This is a genomic window from Turneriella parva DSM 21527, assembly GCF_000266885.1.
Classification (GTDB): Bacteria; Spirochaetota; Leptospiria; order Turneriellales; family Turneriellaceae; genus Turneriella; species Turneriella parva.
The window spans coordinates 369,343-383,656 of record NC_018020.1; the positions used below are offsets into that span (position 1 = coordinate 369,343).

The following is a 14,314-nucleotide window of genomic DNA, read 5'->3' on the forward strand; positions in this document are numbered from 1 at the left end:
ACCACGGTGAGTCAAAAATAAAAGCTATACATTCCGGCTGCACGCAGGCCGCCTGTGGCATCGGGAAACATCTCATAGCGCGGGCCTGAGCGGCGTTTTGCCGCGTCGGCCAGAGACCATGTGTGCGTAGCGCTCAAGAAGCGTAGCGCGACGTTGGTAACAATCGACACGGCGAAAAAGAGTTGGCCGCGTTCGGCGCGGTTCTTGATATCTTGCAGCGACAGATAATCGCTGCCGCCGGCCGGGTCGGCAAACTGCAACGGGTCGGGCTCTGACCTCTGCCTCAGCTCTGCGGCGACATACGCCGATTCATAAAACTGCCAGTTGCGGTACGCGACGTAGATGAGACCCAGGTTTACCAGATTGCTGCTGAAATAGAGCGCGGCATAACCGGTTTCATTGTGCCGGTACATGCCATAGCCCGGCAACAGAAAGTCGATCGCCGCCATCTGCAGCGGTGCAGCAGGTTGCACGCTGTCGGCGGGCACGAAACGCGCGCGTGCAGCTTCGGGCGGCGCTGCGTGAACGCTACCCGCAGCGGTCAGCATGAAACATAACATGAAGGTGGCAGACTGCAGCACGCGAAGAGCGCGCGAAGAAACACGCAATCCGCGATATTTCATAGGTAAAACAAGACCGATAGAAATGCATTCAAAAGAAACACGACAAAGAGCGAACGGATAACGGCCTTCGAAACATAAATCGGAATCTGGAACAGCGACTCGGGCTTAAAGCCATAGTACGTGCACGTCAGCGGAATCACCATGCCAGAGACGATGGCCTTGATGAGAGTCGCCATCAGGTCGGTCATGGTGATCGAACGCGCGAGGTGGTCGACGAATGTCACAAACGGAAAAGACGTGAACATCAGCGAAATCAGATAGCCGCCCATGATCGCGATGACGTCGAAATAAATGATGAGCAGCACGACTGAGATGACGCCTCCGAACAGGCGCGGCAATACCATGATGAGATGCGGATTAATGCCCATCATTTCCATCGAGTCGATCTCGCGGTGCATTTTCTGCGTGCACATTTCGGCGGTGATCGCTGAGCCCGAGCGCGCGAGCACAATAATCGCGGTCAGCAGCGGGCCGACTTCGCGCACGATCACGAGCCGCAAGAGATTGCCGATAAAGTTGTCTTGCCCCAGTTTCGGCAAGAAGGTGATCGCCTGAATAATCGTCGTCGCGCCGATTGAGAGCGCGATGATCGAAAGCATCGGCAATGCCTGCGCGCCGGTAAAGCGTACCTGGTTTGCCACGACGCGCACAAACGTGTCGAGGTGTTTGCCTCTGAGATGCGTCGCCGAAATGAAAACCTGACGACCAAACCAGTAATAATCGCTTAGGCCAAGCAAGAACTTTGTGAAGCCCGCGTTCGGCAAATAACGCTGAAAGAAGCCGTTGACCGACCTCTGTATTGTATCTGAGAAATTGCCGGTCATGAAGCCTGCGGTGAGCCTGTCGAAACCGCTTTGCGCGCCGCAAGCCGCTCGAACTCGTCGCGGTCGTGCGCGCTGAAAAGTTCAACTTCGTGGCCGCGATGCAGCTTCAGGTTTCTGAGGCGCTGCACGTTTTCAACGCGCGCTTCGTCGTCGACCGCCATCAGGCGCTGAAACACTTCGAGCCCAATCGGGCAATGCTCGTGTTCGAGGTCGAGCTGGCCTTTGTGAAAATACGCGTCGCCGCAGTGCAATAGCCAGTTGTCACCCGATTTCACCGCAATCGCCGTGTGGCCGCGCGTATGCCCCGTAACGGGAATCAGCAGAATCTCATCGTCGCCCGCACCGGTCAGCGAACGTACCGCAGGAAAGCCAAACCATGTTTCACCCTCGAGTGTATAGCGCTGCCAGTCTGCCCCGTGGCTCCAGTGTACCTGGCGGTAGCGCTGCTTCTCGCCGAGAGTCGCCGGGTTCATCGCCGCAAGGTATTCGTCTTCGTAGATGTGCACCTTCGCTTTCGGAAAATCAGGCATGCCGCCCGCGTGGTCGAGGTCGAGGTGCGTCGGTATAATGTGGCGCACGTCGCTCGCTTTGAAACCCAGTGCTTCTATTTGCCGCACCGCAGTAAGAGACGGGTCAAAATTAGGATTAATCAGGGCAAGAAAGGCGGCGCCTAACCGTTCTTTCGGCGCGATCAGGTCTTCGGTGCCAAAGCCTGTGTCGACGAGCACAAGCCCATTGTTGGTTTCAACAAGCAGTGAGTGGCAGAGCATATGAGCCTGGCCGCCAAAAAGCCCACGGTCGTGCAGAAGGGCGCCACCGTGCGGGCAGAAGCTTGCAGTTTGCAGGTGGTGAATCTTCATCGGGTCAACCTTACCTCTGAGTTATAGACGACAAGCAATTCCCTGTGCTTACGCCGGCGGCGATGTAACAGTTTTCTTTTTGAGAAAACTGCTATATTGAGAAATCAATCTCTGTGGTGACTTCGCGCGAAGGCCGCACGCGCACCGAGCTCTTGTTGTAGACGACCGAATAAGGCGCGACACTTTCGACTATCCAGGTGTTGCCGCCAATGACAGAATTTTTGCCAATCACGGTGGCGCCGCCCAGAATCGTTGCACCTGCATAGATGACAACACCCTCTTCAATCGTCGGGTGGCGTTTGGTCGTCGCGAGGCTCTTGTCAACTGAGAGAGCGCCGAGCGTGACCCCCTGGTAGATCTTAACGTTATCGGCAATCACCGAAGTGCCGCCGATCACGATACCTGTACCGTGGTCCATGAAAAAAGAGCGGCCGATTTTGGCAGCAGGGTGAATGTCGATGCCTGTCTTCTCATGCGCGTGTTCGCTGAACAGCCTCGGCAACGTGGCAATGCCGAGGCTATGAAAATAGTGTGCGATGCGGTAGACAGCAACGCCGAAAAACCCCGGGTAGGCGAGCACCACCTCTTGCAGGTTTTGTGCAGCCGGGTCGCCGGCGTAAGCGGCCTCGGCGTCTTGCCAAAGCACGTCGTATATTTGCGGTAATTCGGTCGTGTAGAATTTTTCGCTGAGTGCGGCCGCCTGGCCGTGCGCGAAAGGTTCAAGCAGTGTGGTGAGGGCTTTTTGCGAGGCGGCGAGCTCGTCGAGCCAAGCTGCGCTGCGGTCTTGCCCTACCCCATGCGAGCGCGCAAACAGCAGCGCCAGTAAGCCTGTTACATATTGACCCGCGTCGTCTTTTGTCGGCAGAAGAGTTTTGAACTCAACGCTGCGCGCCCTTACCTTTTCTAAGAGAAGGTCGTGCATTATTTCGTGAGAAAATGGGTCAATTCAATAGCGATGTGGTCGATAGCGAATTCGAGATAATCCCGGTCACGAATTCTCTCTTTATATTGAGTAATTCGCGCTTCTGTGGACGTGTACGAACGCTTGCCGAGTTCTGTCGTTTTGGGCAAGTTTCGCCTGCCCTTGTTGGCGAGTCTGCGAGCCATAGTTACTTCCTTGTAACATTTTTGCGCGGTCATAAGCTGCCAGAAGCAGCTTATGACCGCGCAAAAGAAATCTGGGCCATCCTTGGCCTGAATTTATTTTCGACCCGGGCTAAAGTTTGCTGTAGTGATTTTTTTGGCCGAAAAAGGCTAGCCCCGGGGTTTTCATTGACAGCCTGTTTCTTTGAGCGGGGCAGTAAACCAGTGACATAGTTCGGCTGAAGTCACTGCCATTAACGATGCGAAACGACTTCTCTCTCGACCCGGTTCTTACCAATAAAGACGACTCAGACCCGATTCTGGAATACAAGAATATCGATACGTCTTTGCTCGCGGCACGGTGGGTGCTTTTGGGCAAAATTCCGTTCTACCAGGCGACGTCGGCCGACCTCGTGGCGCACTCTATCCACCGGCTCGACAAAATGCGCGAGAAGAAGAGCAAGTCGACCGGGCAGTTTGGCGCGCAGCTGGTCTTTCCCTTCGACCCGTACCGTTATGTCTGGGTGCGCTTCAGAAAGCGTATGTTGAAAATGGTCGATGAATCGTTCATTAACCTGCCCGACGGCGCCGGCATGCTCTACATGTCGCGCGCACTGGGTAAGCCCCTGCCCGAACTCATATCTATGGTCGGTTACGCCATGAACCTGATTCGCATTGCGCATGCAAAAGAGTACACTGTGTTTCTACTGGGTTCGCGCGATGAGGTGCTTGAAAAACTTTATACCAATTTTCGCCGGTCGTTTGCGGGCCTGCGCATCGTCGGGCGCCACAACGGCTACCTCAAAGGTGCGGCTGGCGAGCGTGTGCTCGAGGCAGTGCGAAAGACCGACCCGCACATTCTTTTTGTCGGCATGGGCTACCACCGCGGCATGAAATGGATTGAGCAGAACCGCGCGCAGCTCGGCGACCTGATCGTTGTCAATGTCGGCGGGTCGTTTGATACGCTCGCCGGTACGAAAACGAAAGCACCACACTCCGTGGCTGCAGCGGGTTATACTTGGCTCTGGCGCACAATCAACAAGCCCTACCGCTGGCACCGCCTGTTACTCGTGGCGTACTGGTTCTTTGAAACCATGTATTTCAAATTCTTCAAAAAAGAAAAATAAGCCAACAAGTTACTGGTATAGCAACTTGTTATTGCGCGAGCGACCGGTACCACGCGCAGGCTGCCGGTGTACCGGCCACAATACCCGAAGATTCGAGTGCGCGTTTGTTGAAACGCATGGGCGCACCCGCTTTGTCGGCGAGTTCAAGACCGGCAATGTTCATCAGCGCCGCACCGCCGGCGAGATCCCATTCGTTTTTCGGGCGCACCGAGACAGCGAGGTCATACGTGCCATCGGCGATGAGGGCGAGCTTGTAAGCAATTGAGCCGACTGCATAATCGGCGAGCTTCGGGTACGCGTTTTCGAGGTGTTTCAATTCGCCCGCCTTAAACTCACTGCGCGAGACCACGATGCGCGGTGGTGCAAAAGGTTTTTCAGGCATACGCGTGAATTTTTCGCCATTTAAAAATAGCCCGATGCCTTCAGCACCGCTCAAGAGATAGCCTTTGGCAGGGTTAAAGACAAAACCGGCGACGGCGCGATCGCCTGCGACGAGGCCCACTGAAACTGCAAACTCATCGCGACCCTTGATGAATTCGCGCGTACCATCGATTGGGTCGATGATCCAGACGCGCGGGCGCTCAAAACGGTCGCGCTGCATGCGCGCAGTTTCTTCGGCAGAATCGCTTTCTTCGCTGAGTATTGCATCTTGCGGAAAAAGTCTCTTTATCGCACCGACGATGACACGATGCGCAGCGTAATCGGCTTCTGTTACAGGGTTCTCGGGGTCTTTGTGCTGTACCGAATATTTCTGGCTCGTGTAAAACTGCATCACCGCTTCACCGGCTTCGCGCACAACCGGTAACATCGAATCGTGTTCGCGCGCGTATGACTCGTTCATGAAATTTGCTCGAGCGCGGGGTTAAATAAACAATGAGGATCAAGCGCGTTCTTGATGCTGCGCTGCACCGCGAAATATTCAGCCGAAAGAACCTGCTGCGCAATTTTGCGCTTCAATCGGCCCAAACCGTGTTCGCCCGACATGGCCCCCCCGGCGCGCGTCGCCGCCTGCGCCAGCCGAAACATGAGGGGCTCGAGCTTTGCCAGCTGCGCTTCGCTTTCGAACAAATAGTTCACGTGCAAGTTGCCGTCACCCGCATGGCCCCAGATCGCCGTCTCAAGGCCCTGCGCCGCCGCATCGCTGCGGGCTGCGGCGATCGTCGCGGCCAGCGCGGGCAAAGGCACAGCAATATCTTCGCCGAGCTTGTAGGGATACCGCTTCTTCAGTTCAAGCGTGATCGCCTTGCGTTTCGACCAGAGCTGCCGGCGGCTCTTCTCATCACGCGCTGCGACCCACTCGCATCTCTTGTCAAGACTCTGCAGTTTTGCGAGCGCGCTACTCACATCTTCAGCGTCACCATCAAACTCAATCATCAGCAGAGCCCCTGCCCCTGCGACGGGAAAGTCGACGAGATTCAGACTGAATGCGTCGAGCAATTCAATCGAGCGGGGTGCGATGCCACTACGCCGCATTTTCAGAATCAATTCGACTGCAGCGTGTTCATCGGCAAAGCCTGCGAGCACGAGCGCTGTGTCTGCAGGCTCAGCAGCGAGCCTGACGGTCGCTTCGAGTATTAATCCCAACCTGCCTTCGCTGCCGCAGAGCAGGTCGGTAAGCGAAAACCCCATGGAAGTCTTGACCGGCAGCGAACCCGCATCAATAATTTCGCCTGACGCGTTCAGCCACTTCAGCGCTGCCAGGTTCTGCCGCGTCGTGCCATACTTGAGAGACGACGGCCCGGCAGCATTCGTGGCAATGCTGCCGCCGAGAGTGCAGAGCGTCAACGATGACGGGTCAACGGGGTACCAAAGACCTGTGCCTGCGAGCGCAGCGTTCACGTCGCTCAAGATCACGCCACATTCAGCCCGCAGCGTCTGGTTTCTCTCATCAATCTCAATGATGCGATTGAGGCGCGTGAGGTCGAGTACGATTCCTGACGCGGGCACCGCAGCACCCGATAGACCACTGCCGCCCCCGCGCAATGTCAACGACAGTGCAGCGGCTTCGGCCGGTTGAGCGCGACGGAGCGCATTCACTTCAGTGATGATTGCCTCAAGCTGATTCTGCGAGCCAGGCCTCAGAACCAACAGCGCCTGGCCCCGCATATAGGTCGCGTCGCTGAGGTATCTTTCAAATTTTTCATCTTCGGGAAAGTATGCATGTTCCGTACCAACAATGGAGACGAGTTGGCCCAGGGCAGACTGCAAGCTGCCGGTGGTAATCGGCCCTGAAAGGCGATTCATGTTGTCAGGGTGTGGCGCAGAGCCGATGCGCAAAGTAAAAGATGCATCGCGTTGGCCCAATCCATTCAGGTCGTATTTCAATGCTCTTCGCCTGCATCGCGCTGGCGAATTGCCTCTCTATGGATAAAAAAATATTCGAACCGGGCTGCGCCGAACCCAGAAAAAAGCCCGAAGAGATTACGGTTGGCTATGCCGTGCCGGTGTCAAAGCACCGATACCTGGGCGAAATTACGATACAGTACGGCTCGGGCTACGAACGCCCCGAAATTCTAAGGCGATTGCGGCTTGAAGCAGCGGCGTGTGGCGCCGACGGCATGCTACTCGGTTCGTTCTCTCGGGTCGACAGCAAGTGGAAATGGGCAGACAAAGCCGCCAACGATTCATTCGACACCTCAGGCTTTCGCCTGATCGTGACGCTTTACCGGTTCGACGACGATCAGCGTTGAACCTGTTTCGCTCTCTCCCAGGCCTCGTTCCAGGTTTTGGCGCTGAGCTTTTCACCGCTGCTGAGCGGCGCCGACAAGTCTTGCTCCATCAATCTGAAACGTGTTTCAAATTTGCCGCAAGCCTTGCGCAGCGCCCCTTCGGGGTCAATGCCCAATAGCCGCGAATACTGCGCCAGGGCGAACAGCAGATCACCCAGCTCTTCTTCGCTGCGCTCTATACCTTCAGACCGGGCCAACCGCAACTCTTCGAACTCTTCTGTGACCTTTTCCCGTACGGCGACGAGACCCTCTTCGCCGGCTGGCCAGTCGAACCCCAGCCGCGCGGCTTTTTCACCCAGGCGCGCGGCGCGCTGCAAGGCGGCGAGGTTTTTGGGTACTCCGTCGAGATACGACACCCTGCCACCACCCGCCCTCGCGGCTCTCTTGTCGCGCTCGCGCGCCTTGATGGCCTCCCAGTTTCTGAGAACAGTTTTCGAATCACCGACTGTCAGGTCGCCATAAACGTGCGGATGCCGTGTCACAAGTTTATCCGCAATCGCGCGCGCCACATCGGCAAAAGTGAAACGCCCTTCTTCTGCGGCGAGCTGCGCGTGAATGACGACCTGAAAGAGCACGTCACCGAGTTCTTCTTTCAGGTCGCTGTCATTTGCGGGGTCGGTGCCGCGTTCGATGATTTCGACCAACTCGCAGGCTTCTTCGATGGCATGTTTGGCGAGCGACTCGTGTGTCTGTTCGAGATCCCAGGGGCAGCCGCCGTTCTTGTCTCTGAGGTCGCGCGCCACCTGCAACAGATCACGCAGCGCATCGTCGGTGACGGGGGGCGTTTTCATTCGACCATTTTTTATGTGGCAGCCGCGGTGCCACATAAAAAATGACCCGGCATGCAGTTACGTTTGAAACCGCAGACACTCACGGGAATCGGTGACTTTCTGCTGCTTGCGGGTGGTTATGCGGTCTACTTACATTGGGTAAATCTCTCGCCGTACTGGGCGATACCTGTTTCGGCGCTGCACGTCGCTGCGCTCGTGGCGCTGAAGCTCTACCGGGCGAACCTGCGGTTTCTGAGTCTTTACGCTTTGCGCACTCTGTTCGTGGTGTCGTTGGTCGGCGTCATGGTCGCCGTGGCGAATGGCTTTTACGCCGGTGGCAACCATTTGGCAGAGGCCGCGGCGCTCATGGTGTTTCAGAACTCGGCGACGCTGGTGCACCGGCTCTTCTGGTACTTTCGCCTCAACCCTGAAACCCGGTTCAAGAAGCAGGGCCTGACGCCGGTCATCATCTATGGCGCTGGCACAGTTGCGCACCACCTGCTGCAAGACCTTTCGGCCGAAGATCTGCTCGGCAAATACCAGATAGCAGCGATCGTCGACAACGACAAACAGAAGTCGGGTGGTCATGTCGGCCCCTACCGTATTCACGCCGGTTCTGAACTGAGGGCACTCGCTGAAAAGCACAACGCCGCTGAAATCTGGTTCACGATGCCCGCGACACCCGATTTTTTGCGGGAGGTGATGGATAATCTGCAAAACCTGAGCATCACGTACAAACTGGTACCGCGCAAGCTGGCGCAGTTTGCTCCCGATGTGCGCAAGCTGCGCATCGAAGACCTCATTCGCCGGCCCGAAATAAGACTCGATGAATCGAGGCTGATTACAGCGCTGAAATCTAAACGCGTGCTCATCACCGGTGCCGCAGGATCAATCGGCCGTGAGCTCGCGCGGCAGATTAAAGCTCTGGTACCGGCAAGGCTCACACTGATCGACCAGTGGGAACACGGGGTCTACCAGCTCGAACAAGAGTTTAATGCAGACAATATTTTCTGCGCGATCGCCGACGTGCGCAATGAGCGGCGGCTTCACGATATTATCGCCGCAGAAAAACCCCAGGTGATCTTTCACGCAGCGGCCTACAAGCATGTGCCCCTCATGGAATCAAATCACCTGCAGGCGATCGAAACGAATATTCTGGGCACCTGGCACCTGATAGGCGCGATCTCAAAATACCTTAAAGAAAACAGCGCCGCAGAGCCGGTGCGGCTGGTGAATATCTCGACCGACAAGGCGGTCGCGCCCGAAAACATTATGGGCATCACCAAAAGACTCGCAGAACTGATTGTTTATAACTCGGGCATGAAAAGTGTTGGCCGCTTGCAGACCGCAAGCGTTCGGTTCGGCAATGTTCTGGGTTCGTCGGGGTCTGTCGTGCCGCTCTTTTGGGAGCAGATTCAGCAAGGCGGCCCTCTCACCGTCACACACCCCGATATGGAACGCTTTTTTATGACAATTCCCGAAGCGGTGCGCCTGGTGCTGCAAGCGGCGTCTTTGCCCGAAGAGGCCGAAACGATTCTGGCACTCGATATGGGTAAGCCGGTGCGCATCGTCGAACTCGCTGAACGGCTGATTCTACTCGCGGGCAAAAAACCGCATGAAGACATTCAGATTGTCTATTCAGGCATTCGCCCTGGTGAAAAACTGAAAGAAGAACTTTTCTGGGAGAAAGATTCAGTACGCACTGCAATCCCTTTTATATTCAGGTCTACAGCCGAGCTCAAGTCACTGGATGTTGAGGATTTCTTGCTCAAACTGCGCGAAGCCCTCGAAGGCGAGCATTCTCGCTCGTGGTACAAAGAATTTTTGCTGCGTTTTGTTTGATCAGCTTTCTGCTTCTTCGATCTCACGGGCAAGTCTGGCCTTGCCGATTCGGCGCTGCATAACGAACCAGCCGTAGCCGCCTAGCCCTAATGTGACACACAGAAACATCACCTGAAAGAACGACACCGCGAGAAATGCCTGGCTTTCTTTCATGCCGAAAACCGGCAACAGAGCCACAGCGATTGCCTGGTACACACCCACATAGCCTGGCGTCGAGGGAACACTACTCGCAAACCCGATGATAGCAACAAAAATCACCGACTGCGCAACCGTCAATTCGCCCCCGAAGGCCGCCGCGAGCGACTTGAACATGAAAGCATCGATAAACCAGATAATGACGGTATAGATCAGAAACTGCAAGAGAAATGCCGGGTGATGAAACACGCGAATGCCGTCGAGCAACCCGTTCAAAAAGGCTTCAAGGCGCATCTTGAATGCGCCGCCGAGCGGCATTAGGTGAATCAGCCTCACCCAGAACGCCTGCATTTTCGGGGCGATGAACGCAACCACAACGAGCAGCAGCACCACGGGTAGCACGATTGTCCAAATGGTGCGAAACGCCGGCGGCAGCTCTACCGTGAAAAACAGCATGCACCAGGCCAGAAGCAGCAAAACCGCTGCGTCGAGCATGCGCTCGGTGAGCGCTGTCGCGAGCACCAAGGTCTTGCGAATATTCGCGCTCAACGCCAGCACCACAGAACGTATCACTTCGCCTGCGCGCGCGGGTAGAATGTTGTTCGCGAGATAACCAATAGCATTTGCCCAGTAGGTGTTGCTGAACGCAAAGTCATGCTCGCGGCGAATTACCTGGTGCCAACGCCAGGCACGCAGCGAGAGCGCGATCACCGCAACCGCGGCAGCAATCAGTGCAGGCAATACCTGCATATCGGCAAACTCGCTGCGAATTGCAGAGAATTCAAGATTGCGCGCGGCGAAGTACAGACAGCCACCCGAAATTGCGAGCGTGAGAACGATTTTTATGATACTCAAAACCCGCCTGCGCATGTGCATGCCATTGGTCAGATTATCTGAATCTCAGCGACAATCTTTTTTGAAGAGCCCGGCCGAATTAATTTAGCTGACGGCTGAACTGCGAGTACGTTTGATATCCTCATCATTCGGCGCACCGGCAGCATGGCGCGCGTTAAGGGGTAAACATGGCATACCGAAGGCTGATTGGCGCAAGCGCGAGCGAAGACAGACTCGAAAAGCTGATCGAAGACCGGCTGAAGCCCGGCGCAGATAAAGAGCGCATCGACAGCCGCATATGGGATCTCTTCGGCGAAACGTGGGCTATTATGTTCACCGATCTTTCGGGGTTTTCGCGCAACGTTGCGAAATTTGGTATCATTCACTTTTTGCAGACGATATACGAATCAGAGCGCCTGTTGATTCCCCTGATTGAAGAAAACGATGGCATTCTGCTGAAGGCCGAAGGTGACAGCCTGCTGGTGATTTTTCGCAATCCCGATAAGGCGGTGCAGGCTGCGGTCGCGATGCAGCGGCAACTCTTGCAGTATAATACCGACAAGACCGACGAAGAAAAGGTTCTACTCTGCGTCGGTCTCGGTTACGGCCCGGTGCTTCGTATCGGCGATATCGATGTTTTTGGCCACGAGGTCAATTCGGCGAGCAAACTCGGTGAAGACACAGCGAAAGCCTATGAAATTCTGGTGACACCTGCCGTGCGAGAAGTTTTCAAGAGTCGTGCGGATGTCAAATTCACCGAAGCCGATGGCCATTTCAGCCTCAGCTGGCGCGAGTGATACGGGTTAATATCTGTTCGCGAAAACGGCTGGGAAAAATGGCCTCGAAAGCAACACCGGCTACCGCAATATGGCGGTAACCGGCGTACTGATCAGCCGGCCTTAACGACTTTAAATGTCACGCGGCGGTTCTTTTCACGCGAGAGGTTCTCGTCACGTTCTGCAGAGCCCGCACCGCGATACGTCATCTTTTCTTTGGGGATTCCGTTTTTCACGAAATAGTTGTAAACGTCTTTGGCGCGCTGGCGTGAGAGGCCGCCTTTGCCGTCGTCTTTGCGCTTATCTTTTTCAGGGTGCTGGTTATGGTGGCCGGTGATTTCGAGCACGTAACCTTCTGGCATTTCAGCGACAACTTCTTTGACGGTTGCGAGCGAACCTTTTGCCGACGCACCTGCGCCTTTCGCGTCAAAAGCGGGCAAACCCACAACCGCGACTTTGGCGAGCTTCTCGTTGGCCGAGTCTACGCCTGAGTCAAGACCGGCTGAACGCGTATTCGCGGCAGGCGCGGGCTCTGGCGCTGCAGGCGGTGGTGTGACCTCAGCTTTTTTTTCTTCTGTTGAACTACAGGCAGCAAAGCCAATAGTGAGCGCGCCGATGAGCGCTGTGATGAATAGTTTTTTCATTTTTATATCCTCAAAAAGTCGCGCGAAATTTTGGCACAGCCGAGGGCCACGCATGCGCGAGTTGGGCAGTTCATCCGATTTCAGCGCTGTGCGTCAACCATAAACAACTGAATCCAAAACCTACTTGACGGGCTGATTTTGCGGGCCATTCGGCAGATATGCTCCGTTACGCTGCCGACTGGCGCACGCTCTTCTTTGTCGCTATCTATTGCACTCTGGTTTATGTGGGGTTCGCCTTCTGGGAGCAAATGGAGATATGGCAGGTCGTGCTGCTTTTTATTGCGATGTGTAATTTTTCATTCTTCAGCGCAGTCATGGTCCATAATACCATACACTGCCCCATATTTCAGCAACGGTGGATGAATAAAGTCTTTCAGCATTTTCTCTCTTTTTGCTACGGCCACGCCGTGAGTGCGTTCGTACCGGGTCACAACTTCAGCCACCACAAATACACGCAGCGTGAAAAAGATGTGATGCGCACGACGAAGATGCGCTGGCGCTGGAACCTTCTGAACCAGCTGTTTTTCTTTCATACGATGCTACCCGATATCATGCGCGATGAAAATCGCTTCGTCAGCGCCATGCGCAAAGAGCGTCCGGCATGGTTCTGGCAATACTGGACAGAAATGATTATTTTTATCGCGACGCAGGCAGTGCTCGCATACCTGAACTGGAAAGCATTTCTGCTGCTCGTACTGATTCCGCACCACTACGGCGTTTGGGGCATTGTCGGGGTTAATTTTTGGCAGCACGACGGCTGTGACCCTGACCATCAATACAACCACTCGCGCACCTTCACCGGCAAGCTGCTCAATTGGTTTGCCTTTAACAATGGTTACCACGGCATGCACCACGACCAGCCAACACTGCATTGGAGCCTTCTGCCAGAATACCACAACAGACTTATACATCCGCATATTCACCCAGCGCTCGAGCAGAAAAGCCTTGTGGTTTATCTTTGGAAAACACTGATCTACCCCGCAAAGCGCCTGACCTATGACGGCAAACCGGTTGTACTGCCCCCGAAAGTAAAAGACGGTGATTGGGTTGCCGAGCTGCGTGTGAATGCCAACGCGCTCGATCTCGGAGCCGAAGCTTAATGGCAACTGCCGCGGCCAACAACCAAAAGAAGATTTCATACCGGGCCAAAGAGGTCACGAAATGCCCGGTCTGCGCAACGACGCATTTTAAAGAAGAATTGTTATCGGGCAGCGGGCGCCTCATTGCCGGCAAACTGACGCAAGAACTGCAGCGCCTTTACGAAGACAATAAAAAGTGGGGAAAAATCAACCCGCTCGTCTACCACGTGCAGGTGTGCCCAAAATGCCTGTTTGCTGCTTTTCCCAAAGATTTCACGACACTCACCTCAGAAGAAATTCTTGCGTTAAAGAACACTGTCGCGCACAGACAGAAAGTCGTTGAAACGTTTTTTGGCAAATATGACATGGGCGAAAACCGCAGCATCGTTCACGGCGCGATCGCGTACATGCTCAATGTCGACTGCTACCACCTGCGTGGGCCGGCGAGTGCACCGACCCCCAAAAAGGCCGTTTCAGCGATACGCGCCGCATGGCTGCTCGACGATCTCTTCAAAGAAGCAAACTATCGCCCCTATGATAAACTGCGTGACTTTTATTATGTCGAGGCCGCCCGTTATTACAAGCGGGTGCTCGACACGATGACCTCGGGCATTGAACCGATGGAAGAATCGGCGTACATTCTCGGCCCATCGCTTGACTTTAACTGGGCATTTGATGGCGTCATTTATTTGAATTCGTATCTGACACGCAAGTTCATCGACCAGATGGCAACCAACCCCAAAGATAAATATGCTATTATGGATAGTTCGCGCCGCTACCTGTCAAAGCTCTATGGCAGCGGCAAATCGTCAAAAAGCCGGCCGTCGGTGATTATCGACATGGCCAAAGAACTCTATGACGAGATGGGCAAAATGATGGAGCGCTTTCGTATTGAATACGACCCCGCATTTGCAGAACAAAAGGCCAAAGAGGCAGCAGAAGCTGCTGCCATCGTCGCGGCGGCTCAGAAAGCTTAAGATTTCGCGAT

At 55.0% G+C, this 14,314-nt stretch carries 16 protein-coding genes; 6 read left to right on the forward strand and 10 right to left on the reverse strand.

Features of this window, described 5'->3' with window-relative positions; translation table 11 throughout:
- Window positions 1–11 precede the first annotated feature (11 nt).
- From TURPA_RS01680 to TURPA_RS01700, 5 genes are all read right to left on the reverse strand, one after another.
- Window positions 12–623, reverse strand: a complete 612-nt coding sequence (locus TURPA_RS01680) for a hypothetical protein (RefSeq protein ID WP_014801548.1) — start codon at window positions 621–623, stop codon at window positions 12–14.
- Window positions 620–1,447: an MlaE family ABC transporter permease gene (locus TURPA_RS01685; protein ID WP_014801549.1), complete on the reverse strand. Its 828-nt coding sequence runs from the start codon at window positions 1,445–1,447 to the stop codon at window positions 620–622. The genes TURPA_RS01680 and TURPA_RS01685 overlap by 4 nt, the downstream gene beginning before the upstream one ends.
- On the reverse strand, window positions 1,444–2,307 hold the full coding sequence (locus TURPA_RS01690) for an MBL fold metallo-hydrolase (RefSeq protein ID WP_014801550.1): 864 nt from the start codon (window positions 2,305–2,307) through the stop codon (window positions 1,444–1,446). The genes TURPA_RS01685 and TURPA_RS01690 overlap by 4 nt, the downstream gene beginning before the upstream one ends.
- A gap of 91 nt (window positions 2,308–2,398) precedes the next feature.
- Window positions 2,399–3,229 carry a serine O-acetyltransferase EpsC gene (gene epsC, locus TURPA_RS01695; RefSeq protein WP_014801551.1) on the reverse strand — a complete coding sequence of 277 codons (831 nt, stop codon included), beginning with the start codon at window positions 3,227–3,229 and terminating at the stop codon, window positions 2,399–2,401.
- Window positions 3,229–3,414, reverse strand: a complete 186-nt coding sequence (locus TURPA_RS01700; RefSeq protein WP_014801552.1) for a hypothetical protein — start codon at window positions 3,412–3,414, stop codon at window positions 3,229–3,231. Before TURPA_RS01700 ends, epsC begins: the two co-directional genes overlap by 1 nt.
- Before the next feature lie 236 nt (window positions 3,415–3,650).
- Between TURPA_RS01700 and TURPA_RS01705 the strand changes: the two genes are divergently transcribed.
- Window positions 3,651–4,517: a WecB/TagA/CpsF family glycosyltransferase gene (locus TURPA_RS01705; RefSeq protein WP_014801553.1), complete on the forward strand. Its 867-nt coding sequence runs from the start codon at window positions 3,651–3,653 to the stop codon at window positions 4,515–4,517.
- A gap of 28 nt (window positions 4,518–4,545) precedes the next feature.
- On the opposite strand, the gene TURPA_RS01710 is transcribed toward TURPA_RS01705, so the two are convergent.
- Complete coding sequence (locus TURPA_RS01710) at window positions 4,546–5,358, reverse strand: 3'(2'),5'-bisphosphate nucleotidase CysQ family protein (RefSeq protein WP_014801554.1); 813 nt, start codon at window positions 5,356–5,358, stop codon at window positions 4,546–4,548.
- On the reverse strand, window positions 5,355–6,761 hold the full coding sequence (locus tag TURPA_RS01715) for an FAD-binding oxidoreductase (protein ID WP_014801555.1): 1,407 nt from the start codon (window positions 6,759–6,761) through the stop codon (window positions 5,355–5,357). The genes TURPA_RS01710 and TURPA_RS01715 overlap by 4 nt, the downstream gene beginning before the upstream one ends.
- A 119-nt stretch (window positions 6,762–6,880) precedes the next feature.
- Here TURPA_RS01715 and TURPA_RS01720 point away from each other — a divergent pair, with 119 nt between their 5' ends.
- Window positions 6,881–7,207 (forward strand): hypothetical protein, encoded by a 327-nt coding sequence (locus TURPA_RS01720; RefSeq protein WP_157210360.1) that lies wholly within the window; start codon window positions 6,881–6,883, stop codon window positions 7,205–7,207.
- On the opposite strand, the gene mazG is transcribed toward TURPA_RS01720, so the two are convergent.
- The gene (gene mazG, locus TURPA_RS01725) at window positions 7,198–8,037 is read right to left on the reverse strand and encodes a nucleoside triphosphate pyrophosphohydrolase (protein ID WP_014801557.1); all 840 of its coding nucleotides are present in this window, start codon (window positions 8,035–8,037) and stop codon (window positions 7,198–7,200) included. The genes TURPA_RS01720 and mazG overlap by 10 nt on opposite strands.
- A 51-nt stretch (window positions 8,038–8,088) precedes the next feature.
- Here mazG and TURPA_RS01730 point away from each other — a divergent pair, with 51 nt between their 5' ends.
- Window positions 8,089–9,858 (forward strand): polysaccharide biosynthesis protein, encoded by a 1,770-nt coding sequence (locus TURPA_RS01730; protein ID WP_014801558.1) that lies wholly within the window; start codon window positions 8,089–8,091, stop codon window positions 9,856–9,858.
- Here the strand turns inward: TURPA_RS01730 and TURPA_RS01735 are convergent, their stop codons facing one another.
- On the reverse strand, window positions 9,859–10,863 hold the full coding sequence (locus tag TURPA_RS01735; protein ID WP_157210361.1) for a lysylphosphatidylglycerol synthase transmembrane domain-containing protein: 1,005 nt from the start codon (window positions 10,861–10,863) through the stop codon (window positions 9,859–9,861).
- A 152-nt stretch (window positions 10,864–11,015) separates the two neighbouring features.
- On the opposite strand from TURPA_RS01735, the gene TURPA_RS01740 reads away from it, so the two are divergent.
- The gene (locus TURPA_RS01740) at window positions 11,016–11,624 is read left to right on the forward strand and encodes an adenylate/guanylate cyclase domain-containing protein (protein WP_014801560.1); all 609 of its coding nucleotides are present in this window, start codon (window positions 11,016–11,018) and stop codon (window positions 11,622–11,624) included.
- 92 nt (window positions 11,625–11,716) lie between these two features.
- Here the strand turns inward: TURPA_RS01740 and TURPA_RS01745 are convergent, their stop codons facing one another.
- Window positions 11,717–12,247, reverse strand: a complete 531-nt coding sequence (locus TURPA_RS01745; RefSeq protein WP_014801561.1) for an OmpA family protein — start codon at window positions 12,245–12,247, stop codon at window positions 11,717–11,719.
- Between the two features lie 158 nt (window positions 12,248–12,405).
- Here TURPA_RS01745 and TURPA_RS01750 point away from each other — a divergent pair, with 158 nt between their 5' ends.
- Window positions 12,406–13,347, forward strand: a complete 942-nt coding sequence (locus TURPA_RS01750; protein WP_014801562.1) for a fatty acid desaturase family protein — start codon at window positions 12,406–12,408, stop codon at window positions 13,345–13,347.
- Entirely contained in the window at window positions 13,347–14,303 is a 957-nt protein-coding gene (locus tag TURPA_RS01755; protein ID WP_014801563.1) for a DUF2225 domain-containing protein, read from the forward strand. Before TURPA_RS01750 ends, TURPA_RS01755 begins: the two co-directional genes overlap by 1 nt.
- Window positions 14,304–14,314 lie beyond the last annotated feature (11 nt).

Coding starts and splice junctions, on each gene's coding strand:
- TURPA_RS01680 (WP_014801548.1), bottom strand. CDS start 623: ATGAAATATCGCGGATTGCGTGTTTCTTCGCGCGCTCTTCGCGTGCTG.
- TURPA_RS01685 (WP_014801549.1), bottom strand. CDS start 1,447: ATGACCGGCAATTTCTCAGATACAATACAGAGGTCGGTCAACGGCTTC.
- TURPA_RS01690 (WP_014801550.1), bottom strand. CDS start 2,307: ATGAAGATTCACCACCTGCAAACTGCAAGCTTCTGCCCGCACGGTGGC.
- epsC (WP_014801551.1), bottom strand. CDS start 3,229: ATGCACGACCTTCTCTTAGAAAAGGTAAGGGCGCGCAGCGTTGAGTTC.
- TURPA_RS01700 (WP_014801552.1), bottom strand. CDS start 3,414: ATGGCTCGCAGACTCGCCAACAAGGGCAGGCGAAACTTGCCCAAAACG.
- TURPA_RS01705 (WP_014801553.1), top strand. CDS start 3,651: ATGCGAAACGACTTCTCTCTCGACCCGGTTCTTACCAATAAAGACGAC.
- TURPA_RS01710 (WP_014801554.1), bottom strand. CDS start 5,358: ATGAACGAGTCATACGCGCGCGAACACGATTCGATGTTACCGGTTGTG.
- TURPA_RS01715 (WP_014801555.1), bottom strand. CDS start 6,761: ATGAATCGCCTTTCAGGGCCGATTACCACCGGCAGCTTGCAGTCTGCC.
- TURPA_RS01720 (WP_157210360.1), top strand. CDS start 6,881: ATGGATAAAAAAATATTCGAACCGGGCTGCGCCGAACCCAGAAAAAAG.
- mazG (WP_014801557.1), bottom strand. CDS start 8,037: ATGAAAACGCCCCCCGTCACCGACGATGCGCTGCGTGATCTGTTGCAG.
- TURPA_RS01730 (WP_014801558.1), top strand. CDS start 8,089: ATGCAGTTACGTTTGAAACCGCAGACACTCACGGGAATCGGTGACTTT.
- TURPA_RS01735 (WP_157210361.1), bottom strand. CDS start 10,863: ATGCGCAGGCGGGTTTTGAGTATCATAAAAATCGTTCTCACGCTCGCA.
- TURPA_RS01740 (WP_014801560.1), top strand. CDS start 11,016: ATGGCATACCGAAGGCTGATTGGCGCAAGCGCGAGCGAAGACAGACTC.
- TURPA_RS01745 (WP_014801561.1), bottom strand. CDS start 12,247: ATGAAAAAACTATTCATCACAGCGCTCATCGGCGCGCTCACTATTGGC.
- TURPA_RS01750 (WP_014801562.1), top strand. CDS start 12,406: ATGCTCCGTTACGCTGCCGACTGGCGCACGCTCTTCTTTGTCGCTATC.
- TURPA_RS01755 (WP_014801563.1), top strand. CDS start 13,347: ATGGCAACTGCCGCGGCCAACAACCAAAAGAAGATTTCATACCGGGCC.